Source organism: Thioclava sp. GXIMD4215 (genome assembly GCF_045291555.1).
Taxonomy (GTDB): Bacteria; Pseudomonadota; Alphaproteobacteria; order Rhodobacterales; family Rhodobacteraceae; genus Thioclava; species Thioclava litoralis.
Map to the genome: position 1 here is coordinate 114,987 of NZ_CP149515.1, position 20,260 is coordinate 135,246.

Below are 20,260 nucleotides of genomic sequence, written 5' to 3' on the forward strand. Positions count from 1 at the left end.
CGATGCCGACGATCATTCTGTTTGCGCCGCTTCTGGGCGCGCTTATCGCGGGCTTCGGCTGGCGGCTGATCACCGAGAAGGGCGCGATGTATGTCTCGACCGCCCTGCTGATCCTGTCTGCCGTGCTGAGCTGGGTCGTGTTTCTGGGCTTTGACGGTCCGACGCAGCATATCGAACTGTTCCGCTTTATTGAATCGGGCGATATCGACAGCTCCTGGGCGATCCGCCTTGACCGTCTGACCGCGATCATGCTGATCGTGATCAACACCGTCTCGGCGCTGGTGCATGTCTATTCCATCGGGTACATGGCGCATGACGAGAATTTCGGGGAGGGCGAGCATTATAAGGCCCGCTTCTTCGCCTATCTGTCGCTCTTCACCTTCATGATGCTGTCGCTGGTCACTGCCGACAACCTGATCCAGATCTTCTTCGGCTGGGAAGGCGTGGGCTTGGCCTCCTATCTGCTGATCGGGTTCTACTACAAGAAACCCTCGGCAGGGGCCGCCGCGATCAAGGCGTTCATCGTCAACCGTGTGGGCGATTTCGGTTTCCTGATCGGGATTTTCGCGCTGTTCTTCCTGACCTCCTCGGTCGATTTCGACACGATCTTCCAGATGGTGCCGCAACTGGCAGAGCGCCGTCTCGATTTCTGGGGCGTGCAGGTGAATGCAGTCGAGCTGGCCGCGATCTTCCTCTTCATCGGTGCGATGGGCAAATCCGCGCAGCTTCTGCTGCACACCTGGCTGCCCGACGCAATGGAAGGCCCGACGCCCGTTTCGGCGCTGATCCACGCGGCCACGATGGTCACCGCAGGCGTGTTCCTGCTGTGCCGCATGTCGCCGCTTTACGAATTCGCGCCGGAAACCAAATCCTTCATCGTCTTCCTTGGTGCAACCACCGCCTTCTTCGCCGCGACCGTTGGTCTTGTGCAGAACGACATCAAGCGCGTGATCGCCTATTCGACCTGTTCGCAGCTGGGCTATATGTTCGTGGCCGCGGGCGTGGGTGTCTATCCGGTTGCCATGTTCCACCTGCTGACGCATGCCTTCTTCAAGGCGATGCTGTTCCTCAGCGCCGGTTCGGTCATCACTGCGATGCATCACGAGCAGGATATGCGCAACTATGGCGGTCTGCGTAAGAAACTGCCGCTGACCTTCTGGGCGATGGTGGTGGGCACGCTGGCGATCACCGGCGTCGGCATTCCGCTGACCCATATCGGTTTTGCGGGTTTCCTGTCGAAAGACGCGATCGTGGAAAGCGCATGGGCAGGTACTGCGGGCGGTTATGCCTTCTGGATGCTGGTCATCGCCGCGCTCTTCACCTCGTTCTACTCGTGGCGTCTGATGTTCATGACGTTCTTCGGCACCGCACGCGGTGACAAGCACAAGCATGAGCACGCGCATGAAAGCAAAGCCGTTATGACCGTGCCGCTGGGCATCCTTGGTCTGGGGGCCATTCTGGCGGGGATGGTCTGGTATGGTCCGTTCTTCGGAAACGAAGAGAAAATGGCCAAATTCTTCAATATGCCCAGCCATGAAGTGGCCGCTGTCGAGGCGCCTGCCGTCGAGGCCGTGGCAACCGGCACCGGGACGACCGAGGCAGGTCAGGCCGCCGATGGCGCGCATGAGATGCCTGTTGCGGGTCCGACTGGCGAAGCGGCTGTGTATATCTCTCCCGCGAACCATGTGATCCACGAAGCGCATGAGGCCCCCGCATGGGTCAAGGTCTCGCCGTTCATCGCAATGCTGATCGGCTTCGTTGTGGCATGGGTGATGTATATCGCTCAACCCAAACTGCCCGCCAAACTGGCCGCGTCGATGTATCCGCTTTATAAGTTCCTGCTCAACAAGTGGTATTTCGACGAGCTTTATGACTTCCTCTTCCGCCGTCCCGCATTGGGCCTCGCACGTTTCTTCTGGAAGAAAATCGACGAAGCCACGATTGACGGTGCCATCAACGGGCTTGCGTTCAAGGTTATTCCTGCGCTGACCCGCCTCGCTGGCCGGATGCAGTCCGGCTACCTCTTCCACTACGCATTCACCATGGTCATCGGCATCGTGGTGCTCATGTTCTGGGTCGTTCTGGCCGGAGGGTCGCAGTAATGCAGAACCTGCTTTCCATCGTCACCTTTATCCCCGCGCTGTCGGCGATCATCCTTGCGGTGGTCATGCGCGGGGGCACCGAGGCGGCAGACCGTAACGCAAAATGGTTTGCACTGACCGCCACGCTGGTGACGCTTCTTGCGTCCTTCTTCCTGCTGGCAGGCTATGATCCGAAAAACACCGAATTCCAATTTGTCGAGCAGGCAAGCTGGATTCTGGGTATGAACTACAAAGTCGGTATCGACGGGATCTCGCTGATTTTCGTGATGCTGATCACCATCATGATGCCGATCACCATTCTGTCGGCATGGGTCAATGACCGCCGTGTGAAGGAATACATGATTGCCTTCCTCGTGCTGGAAACCTTCATGCTGGGCGTGTTCACCGCGCTGGATATCGTGCTGTTCTACCTCTTCTTCGAGGCGTCGCTGATCCCGATGTTCCTGATCATCGGTGTCTGGGGCGGGCGTCGCCGCGTCTATGCGACCTTCAAGTTCTTCCTCTACACCTTCACGGGCTCGGTGCTCATGCTGGTGGGGATTGCATGGATGTTCGCGATTACCGGCACCACCGATATCCCGAGCCTGATGAGCTACGACTTCTCGTCGGAGGCCTTCAGTGTGCTGGGCATCAATATTCCGGGCGGTGTGCAGACGCTGCTGTTCCTTGCCTTCTTTGCCTCTTTCGCGGTGAAAATCCCGATGTGGCCGGTGCATACATGGTTGCCTGACGCGCACGTGCAGGCCCCGACGGCGGGCTCGGTCGACCTTGCGGCGATCCTGCTGAAAATGGGTGGCTACGGCTTCCTGCGCTTCTCGCTGCCGATGTTCCCTGTCGCCTCCAACCTGATGTCGGATTTCATCCTGTGGATGTCGGTCATCGCGATCATCTATGCCTCGCTGGTGGCGCTGGCGCAGACCGATATGAAAAAGGTCATCGCCTATTCGTCCATCGCGCATATGGGCTTTGTGACGATGGGGATCTTCTCGTTCAACAAGCAGGGCATCGACGGGGCTGTCTATATCATGCTGAGCCACGGCTTCGTTTCGGGCGCGCTGTTCCTTGGCGTGGGGATCATCTATGAACGCCTGCATACCCGCGAGCTGGCCGCTTTCGGCGGGCTGGTCAAGCGGATGCCGACCTACGCGCTGTTCTTCATGTTCTTCACGATGGCCAATCTGGGCCTTCCGGGGACGGGCAGCTTTGTGGGGGAATTCCTCGCGCTGACCGGTGCCTTCAAGGCGCATACGGTTGTTGCCACGCTGGCGACGGTCGGGGTGATCCTTTCGGCGGCCTACGGGTTGTGGATGTATCGCCGGATCTTCTTCGGCGATCTGATCAAGGAGAGCCTGAAAGCGGTGCGTGATCTGGATGCGCGCGAATACGCAATGGTCGTGCCGCTGGTCTTCATCGTGCTGCTTCTCGGGATCTATCCCAGCTTCCTGACCGATATCATCGGACCGACCGTGGCCAAACTGGTCGCTAACTACCATGCCGAACTCGCCGCTGCCGGCGTGCTCGTGCAGTAAGGAGAGCCAACAATGACTTCTACGGATTTCACCACGGTGATACCGGAATTTATGCTGTCGCTTTACGCGATGGCGGCACTTCTGGGTGGCGTCTGGCTTGGCAAGGATAAGGTCGCGGGGTTCATCCTGTGGCTGACGGTGGCGATCCTTGCGCTGTTCGCACTGCTGATCGGCCTTTCCAACGTGAACAATGTGGCCTTTAACGGGCTGTTCATCGAGGACGGGTTCTCGCGCTTTGCCAAAGTGCTTATCCTGCTGTCGGCGGCAGGGGTGCTGGCGATGGGGGCGGATTATCAGGAGCGTCGCGGCCTGATGCGCTTCGAATATCCGGTGCTGATCACGCTGGCGGTCGTCGGGATGATGATGATGGTCTCGGCGGGCAACCTGATGTCGCTCTATATCGGGCTGGAGCTGCAGTCGCTGGCGCTTTATGTGGTTGCCGCGCTGCGCCGTGACAGCACACGGTCCTCCGAAGCCGGTCTGAAATATTTCGTGCTGGGCGCGCTCAGCTCGGGGATCCTGCTTTACGGTGCGTCGCTGACCTATGGCTTCGCCGGTACAACCGATTTCGCAGGGATCCTGTCGGTGGTCCATGCCGGCGAGATCCCCGTCGGCGTGCTCTTCGGGCTGGTCTTCATGATGATCGGTCTGGCCTTCAAAGTGTCGGCAGTGCCGTTCCATATGTGGACGCCGGATGTCTATGAGGGCTCGCCCTCTTCGATCACCGCCTTCTTCGCAACCGCACCGAAAGTGGCGGCGATGGCGCTCTTCGCGCGTCTGCTGTTTGACGCATTCGGCGGCGTTACGGCGCAATGGGGTCAGGTTGTGGCGCTGTTGTCGGTGGCCTCGATCATGCTGGGCTCCATCGGAGCGATCGGTCAGACCAATATCAAACGTCTGATGGCCTATTCCTCGATCACCCATATGGGCTTTGCGCTTCTGGGGCTGATGGCAGGCACGGAGCAGGGCGTCGCGGCGATGCTGCTCTATATGGCGGTGTATGTGACGATGAATATCGGCATGTTCTCCTTTATCCTGTCGATGGAACGCGATGGCCAGCCGGTGACCGATATCAAAGCGCTCAGCATGCTGGCGCGCCGTGGTCCGATGCGGGCATGGGCGCTGTTGATCCTGCTCTTCGCGCTGGCCGGTGTGCCGCCGATGATGGGCTTCTGGGCCAAGTTCTCGGTGCTCGTGGCCGCTGTAGAGGCAGGCTATGTCTGGCCTGCGGTCTTTGCGGTTGTCGGCTCTGCCATTGCGGCCTTCTATTACCTGCGCATCGTCTACTACATGTATTTCGGTGACGAGGAAGAGCTGGGCATCGACAAGCGTATCGCCACGCCGCAGCGCGTGTTGCTGATCGGTTCGGGGATCCTCATGGTGGCCGGTTCGATCAATCTCTTCGGCATCGAGGGCGTCGCGCAAGCGGCAGCGGCAGCACTTGTCCACTGACCTACCGCACTGGCCCGAGGCAGTGGCCCGCAAGACCCTGCCTCGGGTGGACAGCACGATGAGTGAGGCGTCCCGCATGGCTCCGCATCAAGCGGGGCCTGTGTGGATTCTGGCCCATGAACAAACCGCAGGTCACGGGCGGCGTGGTCGCCCGTGGATCGCGCCAGCGGGCAATTTCTCGGCCAGCTACCTGTTCCGTCCGGGCGTCGAACCGGCGCAGGCGGCCCTGTATTCCTTTGTGACGGCCTTGGCGCTGGACGAGGCGCTGTGTCAGGTTGCCGGTCCGCAAGCGCATCTGGCGATCAAATGGCCCAATGACGTGTTGCTGAATGGTGGCAAGGTCTCGGGGATCTTGCTCGAAACCATCGGGCTGGGACCGGAGGCATGGTTGTGCATCGGGGTGGGCGTCAATCTGGCAGGGGCACCGCCCGGCACAAGTGTCGAGCCAGGGGCCATTGCCCCCGTCAGCCTGCGTGAAACGCTGGGATTTGCCCCCACGCCCGACGAGTTCCTCGCCTATCTTGCCCCCGCGTTCGAACGCTTCGCGACCCAGTTCCGCACCTATGGCTTTGCGCCCATCCGCACGGCATGGCTGGCGCGCGCGGCACGGATCGGCACGCAGATCCGCGCCAGAACGGGCACCGAGACCCATGAGGGCATTTTTGAAACGATCGACGAAAGCGGCGCGATGATTCTGGCCGGTGCCGACGGGCGCATGGCCATCTCCGCCGCCGATATCTTTTTCTGAAAGGGGGGCGCGATGCTTCTCTGTATTGATTGCGGGAACACCAATACGGTTTTCTCGATCTGGAACGGCACCGAGTTTCTGAGCACTTGGCGCATCGAGACCAATCACAAGCGCACGGCGGACGAATACTATGTCTGGCTGACCTCGCTGATGATGCTGCATGATATGAAAGTGCGGATCGGGGCGGTGGTGATCTCCTCGACCGTGCCACGGGTGGTCTTCAATCTGCGGGTTCTGGCCAGCCGCTATTTCGATTGTCGCCCGCTGGTGGTGGGCAAGCCCGAATGCCTGTTGCCGGTTGCGCCGCGCGTGGATATCGGCACCACGGTCGGGCCGGACCGGCTGGTGAATACCGTGGCGGGGTTCGACCGGCATGGGGGTGACCTGATTGTTGTCGATTTCGGCACGGCAACCACCTTCGATGTGGTGGCCCCCGATGGGGCCTATATCGGCGGGGTGATCGCGCCCGGCGTGAACCTGTCGCTTGAGGCGTTGCATGCCTCTGCGGCGGCGCTGCCGCATGTCGATGTGACCATGCCGGAAAAGGCCGTAGGCACGAATACGGTCGCCTGTATCCAATCCGGTGTTTTTTGGGGCTATATCGGCCTTGTCGAAGGCATCGTGCGCCAGATCCGGCTGGAACGTGCCCGCCCGATGAAAGTGATCGCCACGGGTGGTCTTGCAGAACTTTTCGAGCAAGGGTTTGATCTCTTTGACAGTGTCGAGTACGACCTAACTATTCACGGGCTGCGACTGATACACGATTATAACAAGGGGCTGGCAACCGCATGAGCGACAGGCTGATCTATCTCCCGCTGGGCGGGGCAGGCGAAATCGGGATGAATGCCTATGTCTATGGCTATGGTCCCGAAGGGGCGGAACGGCTGATCGTTGTCGATCTGGGCGTGACTTTCCCTGATATGGACGGTTCGCCCGGGGTCGATCTGATCATGGCCGATGCGGGCTGGTTGGAAGACAATGCCGACCGGATCGAGGCGATTTTCATCACCCATGCCCATGAGGACCATATCGGCGCGCTGCCCTTCCTCTGGCCGAAACTGCGCAAGCCGGTCTATGCCCGTGCCTTCACCGCAAGCCTCGGCCAGCAGAAGCTGAACGAGAACGGGGTGAACACGCAGGTGACCGTGGTCGAGCCGCGCCCCGAGGTGATCGAGGCAGGCCCCTTCAAGGTGCAATTCGTGCCGATCTCGCATTCGATCCCCGAAAGCTCGGCGCTGATCATCGACACGCCTGCGGGCCGTGTGGTGCATTCGGGCGATTTCAAGCTGGATGCCAATCCCATCGTGGGCGAACCCTTCGATGTGAATATGTGGCACGAGATCGCGCAGGAAGGCGAGGGCATCAAGGTGCTCACCTGTGATTCCACCAATATTTTCAGCCATCTTCCGGGCAAATCCGAAGCCACGCTGATCGAGCCTTTGACCAAGCTGATCCAGATGCAGGAAGGCATGATTGTTGCCACGACCTTTGCATCCAACGTTGCGCGTCTGAAAACGCTGGCGGATGCCGGCGTGGCGGCAGGGCGTTCGGTCTGCCTGCTGGGGCGTTCGATGAAACGCATGGTGCAGACGGCGAAAGAGACCGGCGTGCTGAAAGGGTTCCCTTCGGTGATTCAGCCGGAAGAAGCCGCCGAGATCCCGCGCGAGAACCTGATGCTGATCGTCACCGGCTCGCAGGGCGAGCGGCGCGCGGCTTCGGCGGCACTGTCGCGCGGCAAATATCTGGGGCTGGAGATGAAAGAGGGCGATGCATTCCTCTTCTCTTCGAAAACCATCCCCGGCAACGAGATCGGCGTTATCAAGATCATGAACGCGTTTTCGGAGATGGGGGTCGAGGTGATCGGTGATCGCGGCGGCCTCTATCACGTCTCCGGCCATGCCAACCGCCCCGATCTGGAAGCGGTGCATGACTTGTTGCGCCCGAAGATGCTGATCCCGATGCATGGCGAACACCGGCATCTGCGCGAGCATATGAAACTGGCGCAGTCGAAGGGGATTGCCTCGGAAATTGCGACCAACGGCACCATGCTGGATCTGGCGGGCGACACTCCGAAGGTGGTGGAATATATCGAGACGGGCCGCCTGTATCTGGACGGCACCGTGTTGATTGGCGCGCTGGACGGGGTCGTGCGCGAACGGATCCGAATGGCGCTGAACGGCCATATCATGGTCAACGTGATCATCGACGAGGATGGCGGCCCGCTGGGCGATCCGTGGGTCGAAACGATGGGCCTGCCGCCGAAGGGCCGTTCCGGTATCGCGCTTGAGGAGGTGCTGGAGCAGGAGCTGACCGAGGCGCTGGACCGCGCGCCGGGTAAGGTGCTGGGCGATGACGACAAGATCGAGGATCTGCTGCGTCGTCAGGCCCGTACCTGCTCTTTGGAAGAGATCGGCAAGAAGCCCGAGGTGACGGTTGTGGTCTCGCGGCTGATGGACGAATAATCCCGCATCCCAAAGATGCCCCGCCCGTGCATGGCACGCGGCGGGGTTTTTTATGTCCGCGTGCCGCGCCTCTTTTACCGTTTTCGTAGGGTGGGCATGATGTGGCCTGGCCCGAGACGGCAGGTGCCTTTCCGCCATGAAAAAAGCGACCCCGAAGGGCCGCTTTCTCGTCGTTTCATATTGGGTCGGGCCTCAGGCCTCGCCCCCCGGCACTGTGGTTTCAGCGGCGGGAGCCTCTGCGCCTGTGTCCGTGGCAGGCTCCCCTGCCGCCGCCTCGTCCACTTTTTTCTTGCGCGTGCGCGTCGTGGTCGTTTTGGCCTTGGTGGTCTTCGGCTTTGCGGTTTTGGCGCGGGCACGGGTGGCACGTTTGGGCTTTTCGGGCGCTTCTGCCGCGGCTTCGTCTTCGGCAGTCGAGACGGCCGGAGCGTCGACAGGCGCGGGCTCCTGCGCTGTTGGCGCGTCGTCAGCGGGCACAGACGCCGTTTCGGCGACACCCTCGGGGGCAGGCGCAGCCGATGGCTCGGCTGCGGGCGCCTTGTCGTCCCCTGTGGCGTCAGCCGACACCTCTTCTGCGGGAGGCGCAGCGGTCGCGGCTGCCTCGGTCGAGGCGTCCTCGGCCTTCTTCGCCGGAGATTTGCGACGGCGCGAACGGGCGGGCTTTTCCGCCGGTGCCTCTTTGACCGTTTCGACGGTGTCGGTCGCAGTCTGTGCCACAACCTCGGTCTCGTCCTCGGCATCCTCGGGCGTCGGGCGCGAAATCACGAATTCCCGCAACAGGAATTCCGGCACATGATCGCCCATGCCCACCACATCGGGACCGTCATCCCGACGGTTGCGGCGATAGCGGTCCGAGCCATTGCGATCCGTGTTGGGACGGTCCTGCTCGCGGGGGTGTGCGCGGGGATGTTCGTGGCGCGGGGCGCGGGCCTGCGTATCCTCGATGCGGGGGGCGTCTTCCTTGCGCTCGGCCTTGGCGCGCTCCGGCTTGGCAGAGGCTTCGCCGGATTGCTTGATCGGCTCTTTCGAGGCTTCCTGACCGTGGTCAGGCACCGGACGCTTGCGGTCGCGATCACGTTCGCGGCGCGTGCCGGTGCGGCCCCCGCGGTCATTGCGCGGACGCGGGGCCTGACTTGCGGCTTCCGAAAGTTCGAACCCTTCGGGGATCTCTGCACGGGGCAGGGTCATCTTGACCAGTTCCTCGATCTGGCTGAGGAATTTCTCGTCATAGGGCGTTGCCAGCGACACAGCGGTGCCATGACGGCCCGCGCGGCCCGTGCGCCCGATGCGGTGCACATAGTCTTCGGCATGCATCGGCAGGTCATAGTTGAACACATGGCTGACGCTGGGCACATCCAGACCGCGGGCGGCCACATCCGACGCCACAAGGATCTTCAGCTTGCCATCGCGGAAATTCTCCAGCGTGCGCGTGCGCTGCGACTGGTCCAGATCGCCGTGGATCGGCTGTGCGTCAAACCCGTATTTCTGCAACGATTTCGACACGATATCCACATCTGTCTTGCGGTTGCAGAAGACGATGCCGTTATCCAGCTTATCGCCTTCAGCCGTGATCAGCGCACGCAGCAGCTCGCGTTTGGTCTTGGCGGATTGGTCCTTACGCGGCGGGGTGATTTCCACCAGCTTCTGGGTGATGTTCTGCGAGGTGGTGGCCTGACGGGCCACTTCCACGCGCACCGGCGCCTGCAGGAAGGTATTGGTGATCCGCTCGATCTCGGGGGCCATCGTTGCCGAGAAGAACAGCGTCTGGCGGGTGAAGGGGGTCAGCTGGAAGATGCGCTCGATATCGGGAATGAAGCCCATATCCAGCATGCGGTCGGCCTCGTCGACGACCATCACCTTCACATCGGTCAGAATCAGCTTGCCGCGTTCGAAATGGTCCAGCAGGCGGCCCGGGGTGGCAATCAGCACGTCCACGCCCTTGTCGATCAGCTTGTCCTGTTCCCCAAAGGCCACGCCACCGATCAGCAGGGCGCGGGTCAGTTTGGTGTGCTTGGCGTAAAGGTCGAAATTCTCCGCGACCTGAGCGGCCAGTTCGCGCGTCGGTGCCAGCACCAGCGAACGCGGCATCCGCGCGCGGGCACGGCCACGGCGCAGGCGGGTCAGCATCGGCAGGGTGAAGGACGCGGTCTTGCCGGTACCGGTCTGTGCAATTCCCAGAACATCCTTGCCTTCAAGGGCAGGGGGAATCGCTTTTTCCTGAATCGGGGTGGGCGAGGTATAGCCCGCCTCTTCGATGGCAAGAAGAACCTTGGGGTCGAGTTTCAGCTCGGAAAACTTGGTCATACGCGTCCTGATCACAGCAGAGGAGGTCTGCAGAAAAAAGGGACGCGGTTGTTCAGGCGCCCCGGCTACTGTCCCGCCGGATTGCGGGATGGCGCTGCACTAGCCGAATTTCTGCAAAAGGTCAATGTAAACGGGGTTTGGCATGGCAAATGCCCGCATTTTACCGCAAACGGGCGGCGCGACAGCCCCGAAGCGGCTTTCTTGCCGCGCGGATCGGGGCCGATATTGACCTTTGGCGGGGCGGGTTCAAATGTCGGAAACAGGGCGCGGGGCGGGGTTTACGGCTTTGACAGGGCGCGGCGGTTCTGTCAGCTGTGCCGGTTCTTCGGTTCAGGATGCTTCAGTTTGTAAAGGGCCTAGGGAATGGCGCAAGAGATCGCAACGCAGGCAGCGCATCAGGCCGCCGGTCTGGGGCCTGTCATGGCCTTCGCCCTTGTGGGGATCGTTGGAGTGGGGGCGCAATGGCTGGCGTGGCGTCTGCGCCTGCCCGCCATCGTGTTCATGCTGATTGCAGGGGTTCTGGTCGGGCCGGTGACAGGTCTGATGGACCCGATGCGCGATTTCGGAGACCTGACCGGCCCGCTGATCAGTCTAGCGGTGGCGGTGATCCTCTTTGAGGGGGGCATGTCGCTGGATCTGCACCGGCTGGGCGATGCCCGTGCGGGGGTGATGCGGCTGGTGCTGATCGGCGCGCCTCTGGGCTGGCTGATGTCGACGCTGGCGCTGCGCTTGGCGGCGGATCTGTCATGGGAAAGTGCAGCCGTGTTTGGGGGCATCATGATCGTGACGGGCCCCACGGTGATCGCGCCGCTCTTACGCTCGGCACGGCTGGCGCGGCGACCGGCGCAGCTTCTGCAATGGGAAGCCATCGTGAACGACCCGATCGGGGCGCTGGCGGCGGTGCTGGCCTATGGCGTGGTGCTGGTGTTCCATGCCGATCTGGCATTGTCGAAAGCCGCGCTGGAGACCGGTTTCGGCATTCTGTTCGCTCTGGCGCTGGGGCTTGCGGCGGGGCGCGCGACGGTCTGGGCGTTTCAGGGCGGGAGGGTGCCCGAATTCATGAAGGTGCCGGTGCTGTTTGTGGGGTTGCTGATGACCTTCGCGCTGGCCGATACCATCTTGCATGAAAGCGGGCTTCTGGCGGTGACGGCGATGGGGCTGGTGATCGGCAATGCCGATCTGCCCGCCTATACAGAGCTGCGCCGTTTCAAGGAACATGCCACGGTGCTGCTGGTGTCGGGGGTGTTCATCCTGCTGGCGGCCAGTCTGGACCTGTCGCAGCTGGCGATGCTCGACTGGCGCGCGGCGGGCTTTATCATCGCGGTTGTGGGGATTGCGCGTCCGGCCACGGTGCTTCTGTCGCTCATGGGGACGACGATCGCGTGGAAAGAGCGGCTGTTCATCGCGCTGACCGGTCCGCGCGGGGTGGTTCTGGTGGCGGTGGCGGGGCTGTTTGGCCAGCGCTTGGCCGATGCGGGAGTGGAGGATGGGGCCCTGATCGCGCCTCTGGCTTTCCTGCTGGTGACGGTCACGGTGGTGCTGCATGGCTTTACGCTGGCCCCGCTGGCGCGGTTTCTGGGGCTTGCGGACACCGATAAACCGGGGGTGCTGATCGTGGGCGGCTCGCGGTTTTCCACCCGTCTGGGTGAGGCGTTGCAAAAAGCCGATGTGCCGGTGCTGATTGCCGACCCGAACCACCAGCATCTGATCCGTGCCCGTGCGGCGGGGCTGAAGACCTTCTATGGCGATATTCTGGGCGAGGCGGCGGAAGACACGATTGAACGTCTGGCCTATTCCAACGTTCTGGCGGTCACCGATAACGATGCCTATAACACGCTGGTCTGCACCGACCTTGGCGCCGAGCTTGGCCGCGCCCATGTCTGGCAGGTGGCGCGGCAGAAAGAAGACCAGCGCCGTCATGCGCTGCCCACGCAACTGGGCGGGCAGCCCTTTGGCGGCGGGCGCAGTTTTGAAACCTTCCGCGATATGGAGCGCGAGGGCTGGAGCTTCCGTGTGACCCGCCTGACCGAGGAGTTCACGCTGGCGCAATGGCGCGAACGGCGTCCGATGGCGGTGCCCATCCTGCGGATTTCGCCGCGCGGCGAGATCGGGTTTGTCGATAATGGCGAGGAGATGAAAGCCGATGGGGGGATGCGGATTCTGGCGCTTCTGCCGCCCGATGCCGGATCGCCTGATGCCGGATCGCCCGATGCGGGATCGGAGGGCCCCGCGCGCCAGTCTTTACCCGAGGGGGGCGACCGGCCCGATGCCCCGCCCGGACCGGTGGCACCGTTGCCCTGAGGGCTGTGACGGCCTAAAGATCGCCGCAAAAGCCGCGCGGCCCAGCCGCAGCAGTTGACCTTATGCCCCGCCTCTGGCAGTGGAGAGGCAACCAGAGGAAGACCCAGATGAACCTGTTTGCCAATATCCGCGCGGTCGTGATCAACGCGCTGAACGAGATGTCGAAGGAAGGCACGCTCCCCGAGGGGCTGGACCTGAGCAATGTCACTGTCGAGCCGCCGCGTGATCCGCTGCATGGCGATATGGCGACCAATGCCGCCATGGTGCTGGCCAAGCCCGCAGGCGCCAAGCCCCGCGATCTGGCCGAGGCGCTGGCGGCCAAGCTGCGCGATGAGCCGCGTGTGAGTTCTGCCGAAGTGGCGGGTCCGGGCTTTTTGAACCTGCGTCTTGAGGGATCGGTCTGGGGCGATGTGGCGCGTGCGGCGCTGAAAGCTGGTGCCGATTTCGGGCGTGCCGATCTGGGCAAAGGTCTGAAGGTCAATGTCGAATATGTTTCGGCCAATCCGACCGGCCCGATGCATGTCGGCCATACCCGTGGTGCGATCTTCGGTGATGCGCTTTGCAGCCTGCTGGATTTCGCAGGCTATGATGTGACGCGCGAATATTACATCAACGACGGCGGCGCTCAGGTCGATGTTCTGGCGCGCTCCGCCTATGAGCGTTACCGCGAGGCCTGCGGTCAGGAGCCCGAGATCCGCGAGGGGCTGTATCCCGGCGATTACCTGATCCCCGTGGGGCAGGCGCTGAAGGACAAATACGGCGACAGCCTGCTGGATAAGGGCGAGCAGTACTGGCTTGAGGATATCCGCGAATTCGCCACCGAAGCGATGATGGAGATGATCCGCGGCGATCTGGCGTCGCTGGGTGTGAAGATGGATGTCTTCTATTCGGAAAAATCGCTTTATGGCACGGGGCAGATTGAAGGCGCGTTGAAGCGTCTGGAAGATCTGGGCCTGATCTATGAAGGCGTGCTGGAGCCGCCGAAAGGCAAGCTGCCCGAGGATTGGGAAGAGCGCGAGCAGACGCTGTTCAAATCGACCCAATTCGGGGATGATGTTGACCGTCCGGTGAAGAAATCCGACGGCAGCTGGACCTATTTCGCCCCCGATATCGCCTATCACTGGACCAAGGTCGAGCGTGGCTATGATATGCTGATCGACGTCTTCGGCGCCGATCATGGCGGCTATGTCAAGCGGATGAAGGCGGCTGTGGCCGCGCTGTCCGACCGCAAGGTGCCGCTGGATATCAAGCTGATCCAGCTGGTGAAGCTGTTCAAGAACGGCGAGCCCTTCAAGATGTCCAAACGTGCGGGCACCTTTGTCACCCTGCGCGATGTGGTCGAGCAGGCGGGCGCCGATGTGACCCGCTTCCATATGCTGACCCGCAAGAATGACGCCGCCCTTGATTTCGACTTCGACAAGGTGCTGGAGCAGTCGAAAGACAACCCCGTGTTCTATGTACAATATGCCCATGCGCGGGTGTGCTCGGTGCTGCGTAAGGCGCGTGATGCCGGTTGGGATCTCAATGATGCCAAGCTGGCCGAGGTGGATATCATGCTGGACGATGCCGCCCAGCAAGTGCTGGCGCGCAAGATCGCGGAATGGCCGCGTCTGGTGGAAATCGCGGCGCGTGCCAATGAGCCGCACCGCGTGGCCTTCTTCCTCTACGAGCTGGCCTCCGATCTGCACAGCCTGTGGAACCGTGGCAATGACAAGCCCGAGCTGCGTTTCTTCCAGGAGGGGGACGAGGCCGCAACCGCTGCACGAATCGCATTGGCACGCGCCACGGCGGTTGTGATTTCTGCCGGACTTGGTATCCTTGGCGTCACTCCGGCTGAAGAGATGCGCTAAAACGCACGCCGCCGGAATAGAAGGTAGTGGACCGGGAAACCGGCGGCGAGGCGGATGATGGCAGTCTTTCACAGACCCTTCGAGGGGGAGGATGCGTCCTTTGAAGAGGAGGCATCCGGCAATGAGGGGGGGCGCCCACGGCGGCGCTCGTCCAGCTATCTTGCGCCTTCGGTTGGCAAGAAGCGACGCGATTCCTCCGACCCTTCGGGCGAGTCGAGCTTTTTCATGCCCAGTCAGGCCTTTGTGCCGCGCGGTGATTATGACGTGGAGGACGAGGCACTGGAATTCGGGGCCTATCGCCCGCACCGCCAGCCTGACGATCACGATTTCATCGCGGAAGAAGATCCCGAGGCATGGGCCGAACCCGCACCGGCCTACACGCCAGAAGCCCCTGCCGCAGCGGCTGTTGCCTCCGGCGCATCGGTGGCCGGTTCCGCACGGGGCTTTACCCCGAATTACGCCAATCAGCCGCATCCCTCGACCGCAGGCGGGTTTGATCCGCGTTACGGGGCGGAGGTCTTTGACGATGACGAACCCGCCTTACGCCCCAATCCGTTCCAGCGCTGGGTCAATCTGGCGGGGGCGGCAACATCTGTCGCGCTGATTCTGGGCGTCGTCGTCTGGGGCTACAAGCTGGCGATGCGCGATATTCAGGGCGTGCCGGTCATCAAGGCGATGGAGGGTCCGTCGCGCGTGGCCCCCGAAGATCCGGGTGGCGAACTGGCCGAACATGTGGGGCTTTCGGTCAATGGTGTGGCGGGAACCGGCGTGGCCGCGCCTGCTCCCGAACGGGTGACATTGGCCCCCGCCGAGGCCGGTCTGAGCGATGATGACAAGGCGATGTCCGATCTCAAGCCCATTGATGCCGCGACCGCGCCGATGGAAACCGACGAGACGCCCGAGACCATTGTGGTGCCGGTGCCCGACAGCAATGCCCGGCCCACCCCCGAGATGCAGGGCGCGACTCAATCGCTTGCCGCCCCTGGGGCCGTGGACGAGGCCACTGCCGATAGCCTGACCAATTCCGACAGTAACGCTTTGGTCGTCGATGATGCCGATGGAACGGGCGACGATGGTGCGGTGGCACCGCCTTCGCCAGAGGCGATTTCCCAGACGATTCCGGGCGTGATCCGCTCGCCGCGTCCGATGTTGCGCCCTGCGCGTGATCTGGTGGCGGAGGCGGTGGCAGCCTCGTTTGGTGGCGGGGCCGATGCCTCGACCCCCAGCGAAAGCGAGGGGCCGGTGGAAATCGATGCGGCGAGCCTGCCGGCGGGGACGCGTCTTGTGCAGTTGAACACCTATCAAAGTGCCGATGAGGCGCGGAAGGACTGGGACCGCGTGGTGACCAAATTCGGGCCCCTAATGGATGGCAAGAAACGTGTGATACAGGAAGCGACAGCGGGGGGGCGTACCTTCTACCGCCTGCGTGTGCAGGGCTTTGAGGATCTGGCACAGGCCCGTCAGTTCTGTGCGGCCCTTGTGGCCGAGGGGGCATCCTGTATTCCGGCGACGGTGCGCTGATGAGCTCGGCAACGATTCTCGGTCTGTCGGGGCTGACCCTGACCGCGCGGGAGCGCGCTTTTTTCCGCGCCGTCCAGCCTTGGGGATTTATCCTGTTCGCGCGCAATATCGACACACCCGAACAGCTTCGCCGTCTGACGGCGGATCTGCGCGAGGCCGTGGGGCGGGACGCGCCGGTGCTGATCGACCAGGAGGGCGGGCGGGTGCAACGTCTGCGCGCCCCGCATTGGCGCGAATGGCTGCCGCCTCTGGAACAGGCGCAGCGGCCCGACCCCGAGCGCGGCTTCTGGCTGCGGGCGCGGATCATGGCCGATGAATTGCGCGCCGTGGGGATTGATGCGAATTGCGCGCCCTGCTGCGATATTGCGGGGCCGCAGACCCATCCTTTCCTGCGCAACCGCTGTCTGGGCGAGGATGCCGCAACCGTGGCCCGCAATGCCCGCGCGACCGCTTTGGGGTTTCTGGCGGGGGGCGTGTTGCCGATCATCAAGCATATTCCGGGGCATGGTCGGGCAATGGCGGACAGTCACAAGGATCTGCCGCTGGTCGAGGCCTGCGCCGAGGATCTGCTGACCCATGATTTCGCCGCTTTCCAGCCGCTGCGCGATATGCCGATGGCGATGACCGCCCATATCCGTTTTGCCGCCTTCGATGATGCGCCCGCGACCCAGTCGCCGGTGATGGTGGACCTGATCCGGCAGGTGATCGGCTTTGACGGGCTGCTGATGTCGGATGACCTGTCGATGCAGGCGCTGTCGGGCGGCATCCGCCAGCGGGCCGAGGCCACCATGGCGGCAGGCTGTGATGTGGCGCTGCATTGCAACGGGGATATGGCCGAGATGGAAGACGCCGTTCTCGGGGCGGGGGCAATGTCCGAAGCCGCCTCTGCACGGGCGGCAGCGGCGCTTGCGCGGCGGGGGCCGCCCGAGCCTGCCGATATCGCAGCCCTTGAACGGGAACTGGAAGGCGTATTGCAGGCAAGCGAGGTCTGATGGCCGATCGTCCGAAATCGCAAGATGGCCGCGTGGCTGACCGTCTGGCTGCCGAGGCGCTGATCATTGATGTCAACGGCTTCGAAGGCCCGCTTGATCTGTTGCTGACATTGTCCCGCAGCCAGAAAGTGGATCTGCGCAAGATCTCCGTGCTGGCGCTGGCCGAGCAATATCTGGCCTTTGTCGACCATGCACGCGCGTTACGGATCGAACTGGCCGCCGATTATCTGGTGATGGCGGCGTGGCTGGCCTATCTGAAATCGCGCCTTTTGCTGCCGCCCGAACCCGATGCCGAGGGCCCCTCTGCCGAGGATATGGCCGCGCATCTGGCCTTCCAGTTGGAACGGCTGGAAGCGATGCGCGATGCCGCAGCGCAGTTGATGGCGCGTGACCAACTGGGTCGGGACGTCTTTGCCCGCGGGATTTCCGAAGAGGTGGTGCGGGTGAAAAAGATCACCTATTCCGCCACGCTGATGGATCTGATGCGCGCCTATTCGCGCGTGCGCACCCGCGACGAATTCCGCCCCTATGCCTTTGACCGGCGCAATATCTTTACGATGGAACAGGCGCTTGAACAGCTCCGCGATCTGCTGGGCTATGCGGGCGAGTGGATGGATCTGTCAAGCTACCTGCCCGAAAGCTGGCGGGTGGACCCTGCGCGCAGGCGCTCGGCCACGGCGGCCACCTTTGCGGCGTCGCTGGAACTTGCCAAACAGGGCGTGGTCGAGCTGCGGCAATCCGAAACCTTTTCCCCCATCTCTATCCGGAAAACATCATGAGTGATCCTGTAGAAACCGTTTCCGCCGAAGAGCGCGAGCCGCAGCTGTTTTCCGCCCCCGCGATGGAGGCACAGGAGCGCATGGTGGAGGCGATGCTGTTTGCCACCCCCGAGCCGATCACCACGCGCGAGATGCAATCGCGCATGCCCGTAGGGTCCGACCCGCGCGAGGCGCTGGAAAACGTGCGCGCCCGTTATGAGGGGCGTGGCGTGCAGGTCGTGCGGGTAGGGGAAGGCTGGGCGATGCGCACCGCCCCCGATATGTCCTTCCTGCTGCACAAGGAAACGGTGGAGCAGCGCAAACTCTCGCGGGCCGCTACCGAGACACTGGCGATTATCGCCTATCACCAGCCGGTCACCCGCGCCGAAATCGAGGAGATCAGGGGGGTGGCTGTCTCGCGCGGGACCCTTGATCTGCTGCTGGAGCTCGACTGGATCCGTTTCGGGCGACGGCGGATGACGCCGGGCCGTCCGGTGACATTTGTGGTGACGCAAAGCTTCCTTGACCATTTCAGCCTCGAATCCGCCCGTGATCTGCCCGCTCTTGCGGAACTTCGCAGCGCCGGATTGCTTGATAGCAGACGGATGCCGGGCGAGGAGGTCGAGGATGACGAGGAAGATATCGCCACCGGACAGGCCGGACAAAGCGAGATGTTCGAGGAATAGGAGCCAGAGCGATGCAACAGATCCTGCGGATGATCTTCAACCAGCTTTTGCGGCGTGGCATAAACTACGGGATCAACAAAGGCATCGAAAGGGCGTCGCGCAAGGGCCGCAACGACGATACGCCGTTGACCCCCGAAGAGCGCAGGAAACAGCAACAACTGCGCAAAATGGCCGGAAATGCACGCCGTTTGGCACGCATGACCAAGCTGGGCCGCAGGTTTTAGGATGTTTCACCGCTAGGGGGCATCGCTAAGGGCGGCACCCTCTGTGTGTCATATCCGGTGTGGTACATCCTGCGTCGTTACAAGCGGGGTCGCCAGAGGCGCGCCGCGTGGCGCAAATAACGCGGCACACGCGATATGGAACGCCTCTTCTGGGGCGTGCTCGCTTAGGCCACGGGCCGGACTCATGACTTGAAATGCTTGGCGAGCTTCAGCCCTTGGCCTTGGTAGTTCGATTTCAGATCCGCGCCGTAAAGGCGTTTGGGGCGCTCGGCCATATGTTCATAGACCAGACGGCCCACGATCTGCCCGTGTTCCAGAACAAAGGGGGCCTCGTGGCAACGGACTTCCAGCACCCCGCGCGAGCCGATGCCCCCTGCCGCCCCATGTCCGAACCCCGGGTCGAAGAAGCCCGCGTAATGCACACGGAACTCGCCCACCATCGCCAGATAGGGCGCCATCTCGGCAGCAAAATCGGGAGGAATCGTCACCGATTCGCGCGAGACGAGGATATAGAACGCACCGGGGTCGAGGATGATACGGCCTTCGCTGGTGTGTAGCTCTTCCCAGAACTCGGTCGGATTATAGGCCCCGATCCGGTCCAGATCGATGACGCCGGTATGGGGCTTGGCGCGGTAGCCTACCAGATCGCCCGTCTCGGGACGCAGATCGACCGAGAAGCCCAGGCCGTGGTCGATGACCGCCTGTCCGCTGACCAGCGGCTCGACCATATGCAGCGCGCGCAGCTCGTCATCCGAAAGCGCCGCCTGACCGCCCGAGAAGCGGATCTGGTTGAGCCGCATTCCGGGCCGTACCAGCACCGAAAAACTGCGCGGGCAGATTTCGGCAAAAAGGGGCCCCTGATAGCCATCGGGGATACGGTCGAATTCGGTGCCATGATCGGTGATGACGCGGGTCAGCAGGTCCAGCCGTCCGGTCGAGGATTTCGCATTGGCCACCGCGCTGATGCCTTCGGGCAGGCTGAGCGATTCCATCAAGGGCACCAGATAGACGCAGCCCTTTTCAAGGACCGCTCCGTTGGACAGGTCCATCCGGTGCATCTCGAAATCCGCCAGCTTGTCGGTCACGCAGGTTCCGCGCCCCGCAAGGAAGGAGGCGCGCACGCGATAGGCGACATGGCCCAGTCGCAGGTCAAGGCTGGCGGGCTGGATCTGTTCGGGGATCACCGGCGTTGCGGCACGGATTTCCTGCTTGGAGATCATCGCCTCGATGGCGGTATCGGACAAAACACCAAGGGTCATGGGCGGCTCTCCATCGTCATGCTCGGGCAGGGGGTGGGCCCGTTCGGCAGATCCGGATAAGCGAACACCCACCCC

The 20,260-nt window shown here is 62.5% G+C and carries 15 protein-coding genes; 13 read left to right on the top strand and 2 right to left on the bottom strand.

The annotated features are described in order from the left end of the window. Positions 1–2 precede the first annotated feature (2 nt). From nuoL to WDB86_RS00545, 6 genes are read left to right on the top strand one after another with little or no spacing between them, the layout of a single operon-like run. Positions 3–2,102: an NADH-quinone oxidoreductase subunit L gene (nuoL, locus tag WDB86_RS00520; RefSeq protein WP_406736290.1), complete on the top strand. Its 2,100-nt coding sequence runs from the start codon at positions 3–5 to the stop codon at positions 2,100–2,102. Then, complete coding sequence (locus tag WDB86_RS00525) at positions 2,102–3,631, top strand: NADH-quinone oxidoreductase subunit M (protein ID WP_339107700.1); 1,530 nt, start codon at positions 2,102–2,104, stop codon at positions 3,629–3,631. The genes nuoL and WDB86_RS00525 overlap by 1 nt, the downstream gene beginning before the upstream one ends. 12 nt (positions 3,632–3,643) lie before the next feature. Next, positions 3,644–5,083, top strand: coding sequence for an NADH-quinone oxidoreductase subunit NuoN (gene nuoN, locus WDB86_RS00530; protein WP_406736291.1), 1,440 nt, complete (start codon positions 3,644–3,646; stop codon positions 5,081–5,083). Continuing rightward, positions 5,073–5,831: a biotin--[acetyl-CoA-carboxylase] ligase gene (locus WDB86_RS00535; protein WP_406736292.1), complete on the top strand. Its 759-nt coding sequence runs from the start codon at positions 5,073–5,075 to the stop codon at positions 5,829–5,831. The genes nuoN and WDB86_RS00535 overlap by 11 nt, the downstream gene beginning before the upstream one ends. Before the next feature lie 12 nt (positions 5,832–5,843). Beyond that, a complete protein-coding gene (locus WDB86_RS00540; RefSeq protein WP_339107697.1) occupies positions 5,844–6,623 on the top strand; it encodes a type III pantothenate kinase in 780 nt (259 codons plus the stop codon). Next, positions 6,620–8,293, top strand: coding sequence for a ribonuclease J (locus WDB86_RS00545; RefSeq protein WP_406721004.1), 1,674 nt, complete (start codon positions 6,620–6,622; stop codon positions 8,291–8,293). The genes WDB86_RS00540 and WDB86_RS00545 overlap by 4 nt, the downstream gene beginning before the upstream one ends. Before the next feature lie 192 nt (positions 8,294–8,485). Here the strand turns inward: WDB86_RS00545 and WDB86_RS00550 are convergent, their stop codons facing one another. Continuing rightward, positions 8,486–10,594, bottom strand: coding sequence for a DEAD/DEAH box helicase (locus tag WDB86_RS00550; protein WP_406736293.1), 2,109 nt, complete (start codon positions 10,592–10,594; stop codon positions 8,486–8,488). 363 nt (positions 10,595–10,957) lie between these two features. Between WDB86_RS00550 and WDB86_RS00555 the strand changes: the two genes are divergently transcribed. From WDB86_RS00555 to WDB86_RS00585, 7 genes are all read left to right on the top strand, one after another. Continuing rightward, positions 10,958–12,895, top strand: a complete 1,938-nt coding sequence (locus WDB86_RS00555) for a cation:proton antiporter (RefSeq protein ID WP_406736294.1) — start codon at positions 10,958–10,960, stop codon at positions 12,893–12,895. A 107-nt stretch (positions 12,896–13,002) separates the two neighbouring features. Then, positions 13,003–14,745, top strand: coding sequence for an arginine--tRNA ligase (gene argS / locus WDB86_RS00560; RefSeq protein ID WP_339107694.1), 1,743 nt, complete (start codon positions 13,003–13,005; stop codon positions 14,743–14,745). Positions 14,746–14,799: 54 nt separating this feature from the next. Continuing rightward, positions 14,800–16,266 carry an SPOR domain-containing protein gene (locus WDB86_RS00565; protein ID WP_406736295.1) on the top strand — a complete coding sequence of 489 codons (1,467 nt, stop codon included), beginning with the start codon at positions 14,800–14,802 and terminating at the stop codon, positions 16,264–16,266. Further along, a complete protein-coding gene (locus tag WDB86_RS00570) occupies positions 16,266–17,258 on the top strand; it encodes a glycoside hydrolase family 3 protein (protein WP_339107692.1) in 993 nt (330 codons plus the stop codon). The genes WDB86_RS00565 and WDB86_RS00570 overlap by 1 nt, the downstream gene beginning before the upstream one ends. Beyond that, positions 17,258–18,037, top strand: coding sequence for a ScpA family protein (locus tag WDB86_RS00575; protein ID WP_339107691.1), 780 nt, complete (start codon positions 17,258–17,260; stop codon positions 18,035–18,037). Before WDB86_RS00570 ends, WDB86_RS00575 begins: the two co-directional genes overlap by 1 nt. Further along, positions 18,034–18,702: an SMC-Scp complex subunit ScpB gene (gene scpB, locus WDB86_RS00580; protein WP_339107690.1), complete on the top strand. Its 669-nt coding sequence runs from the start codon at positions 18,034–18,036 to the stop codon at positions 18,700–18,702. The genes WDB86_RS00575 and scpB overlap by 4 nt, the downstream gene beginning before the upstream one ends. A gap of 11 nt (positions 18,703–18,713) precedes the next feature. Continuing rightward, positions 18,714–18,926: a hypothetical protein gene (locus WDB86_RS00585; protein ID WP_339107689.1), complete on the top strand. Its 213-nt coding sequence runs from the start codon at positions 18,714–18,716 to the stop codon at positions 18,924–18,926. A 182-nt stretch (positions 18,927–19,108) separates the two neighbouring features. Here the strand turns inward: WDB86_RS00585 and WDB86_RS00590 are convergent, their stop codons facing one another. Beyond that, positions 19,109–20,185 carry a 2'-deoxycytidine 5'-triphosphate deaminase gene (locus tag WDB86_RS00590; protein WP_339107688.1) on the bottom strand — a complete coding sequence of 359 codons (1,077 nt, stop codon included), beginning with the start codon at positions 20,183–20,185 and terminating at the stop codon, positions 19,109–19,111. Between the last annotated feature and the right edge of the window lie 75 nt (positions 20,186–20,260).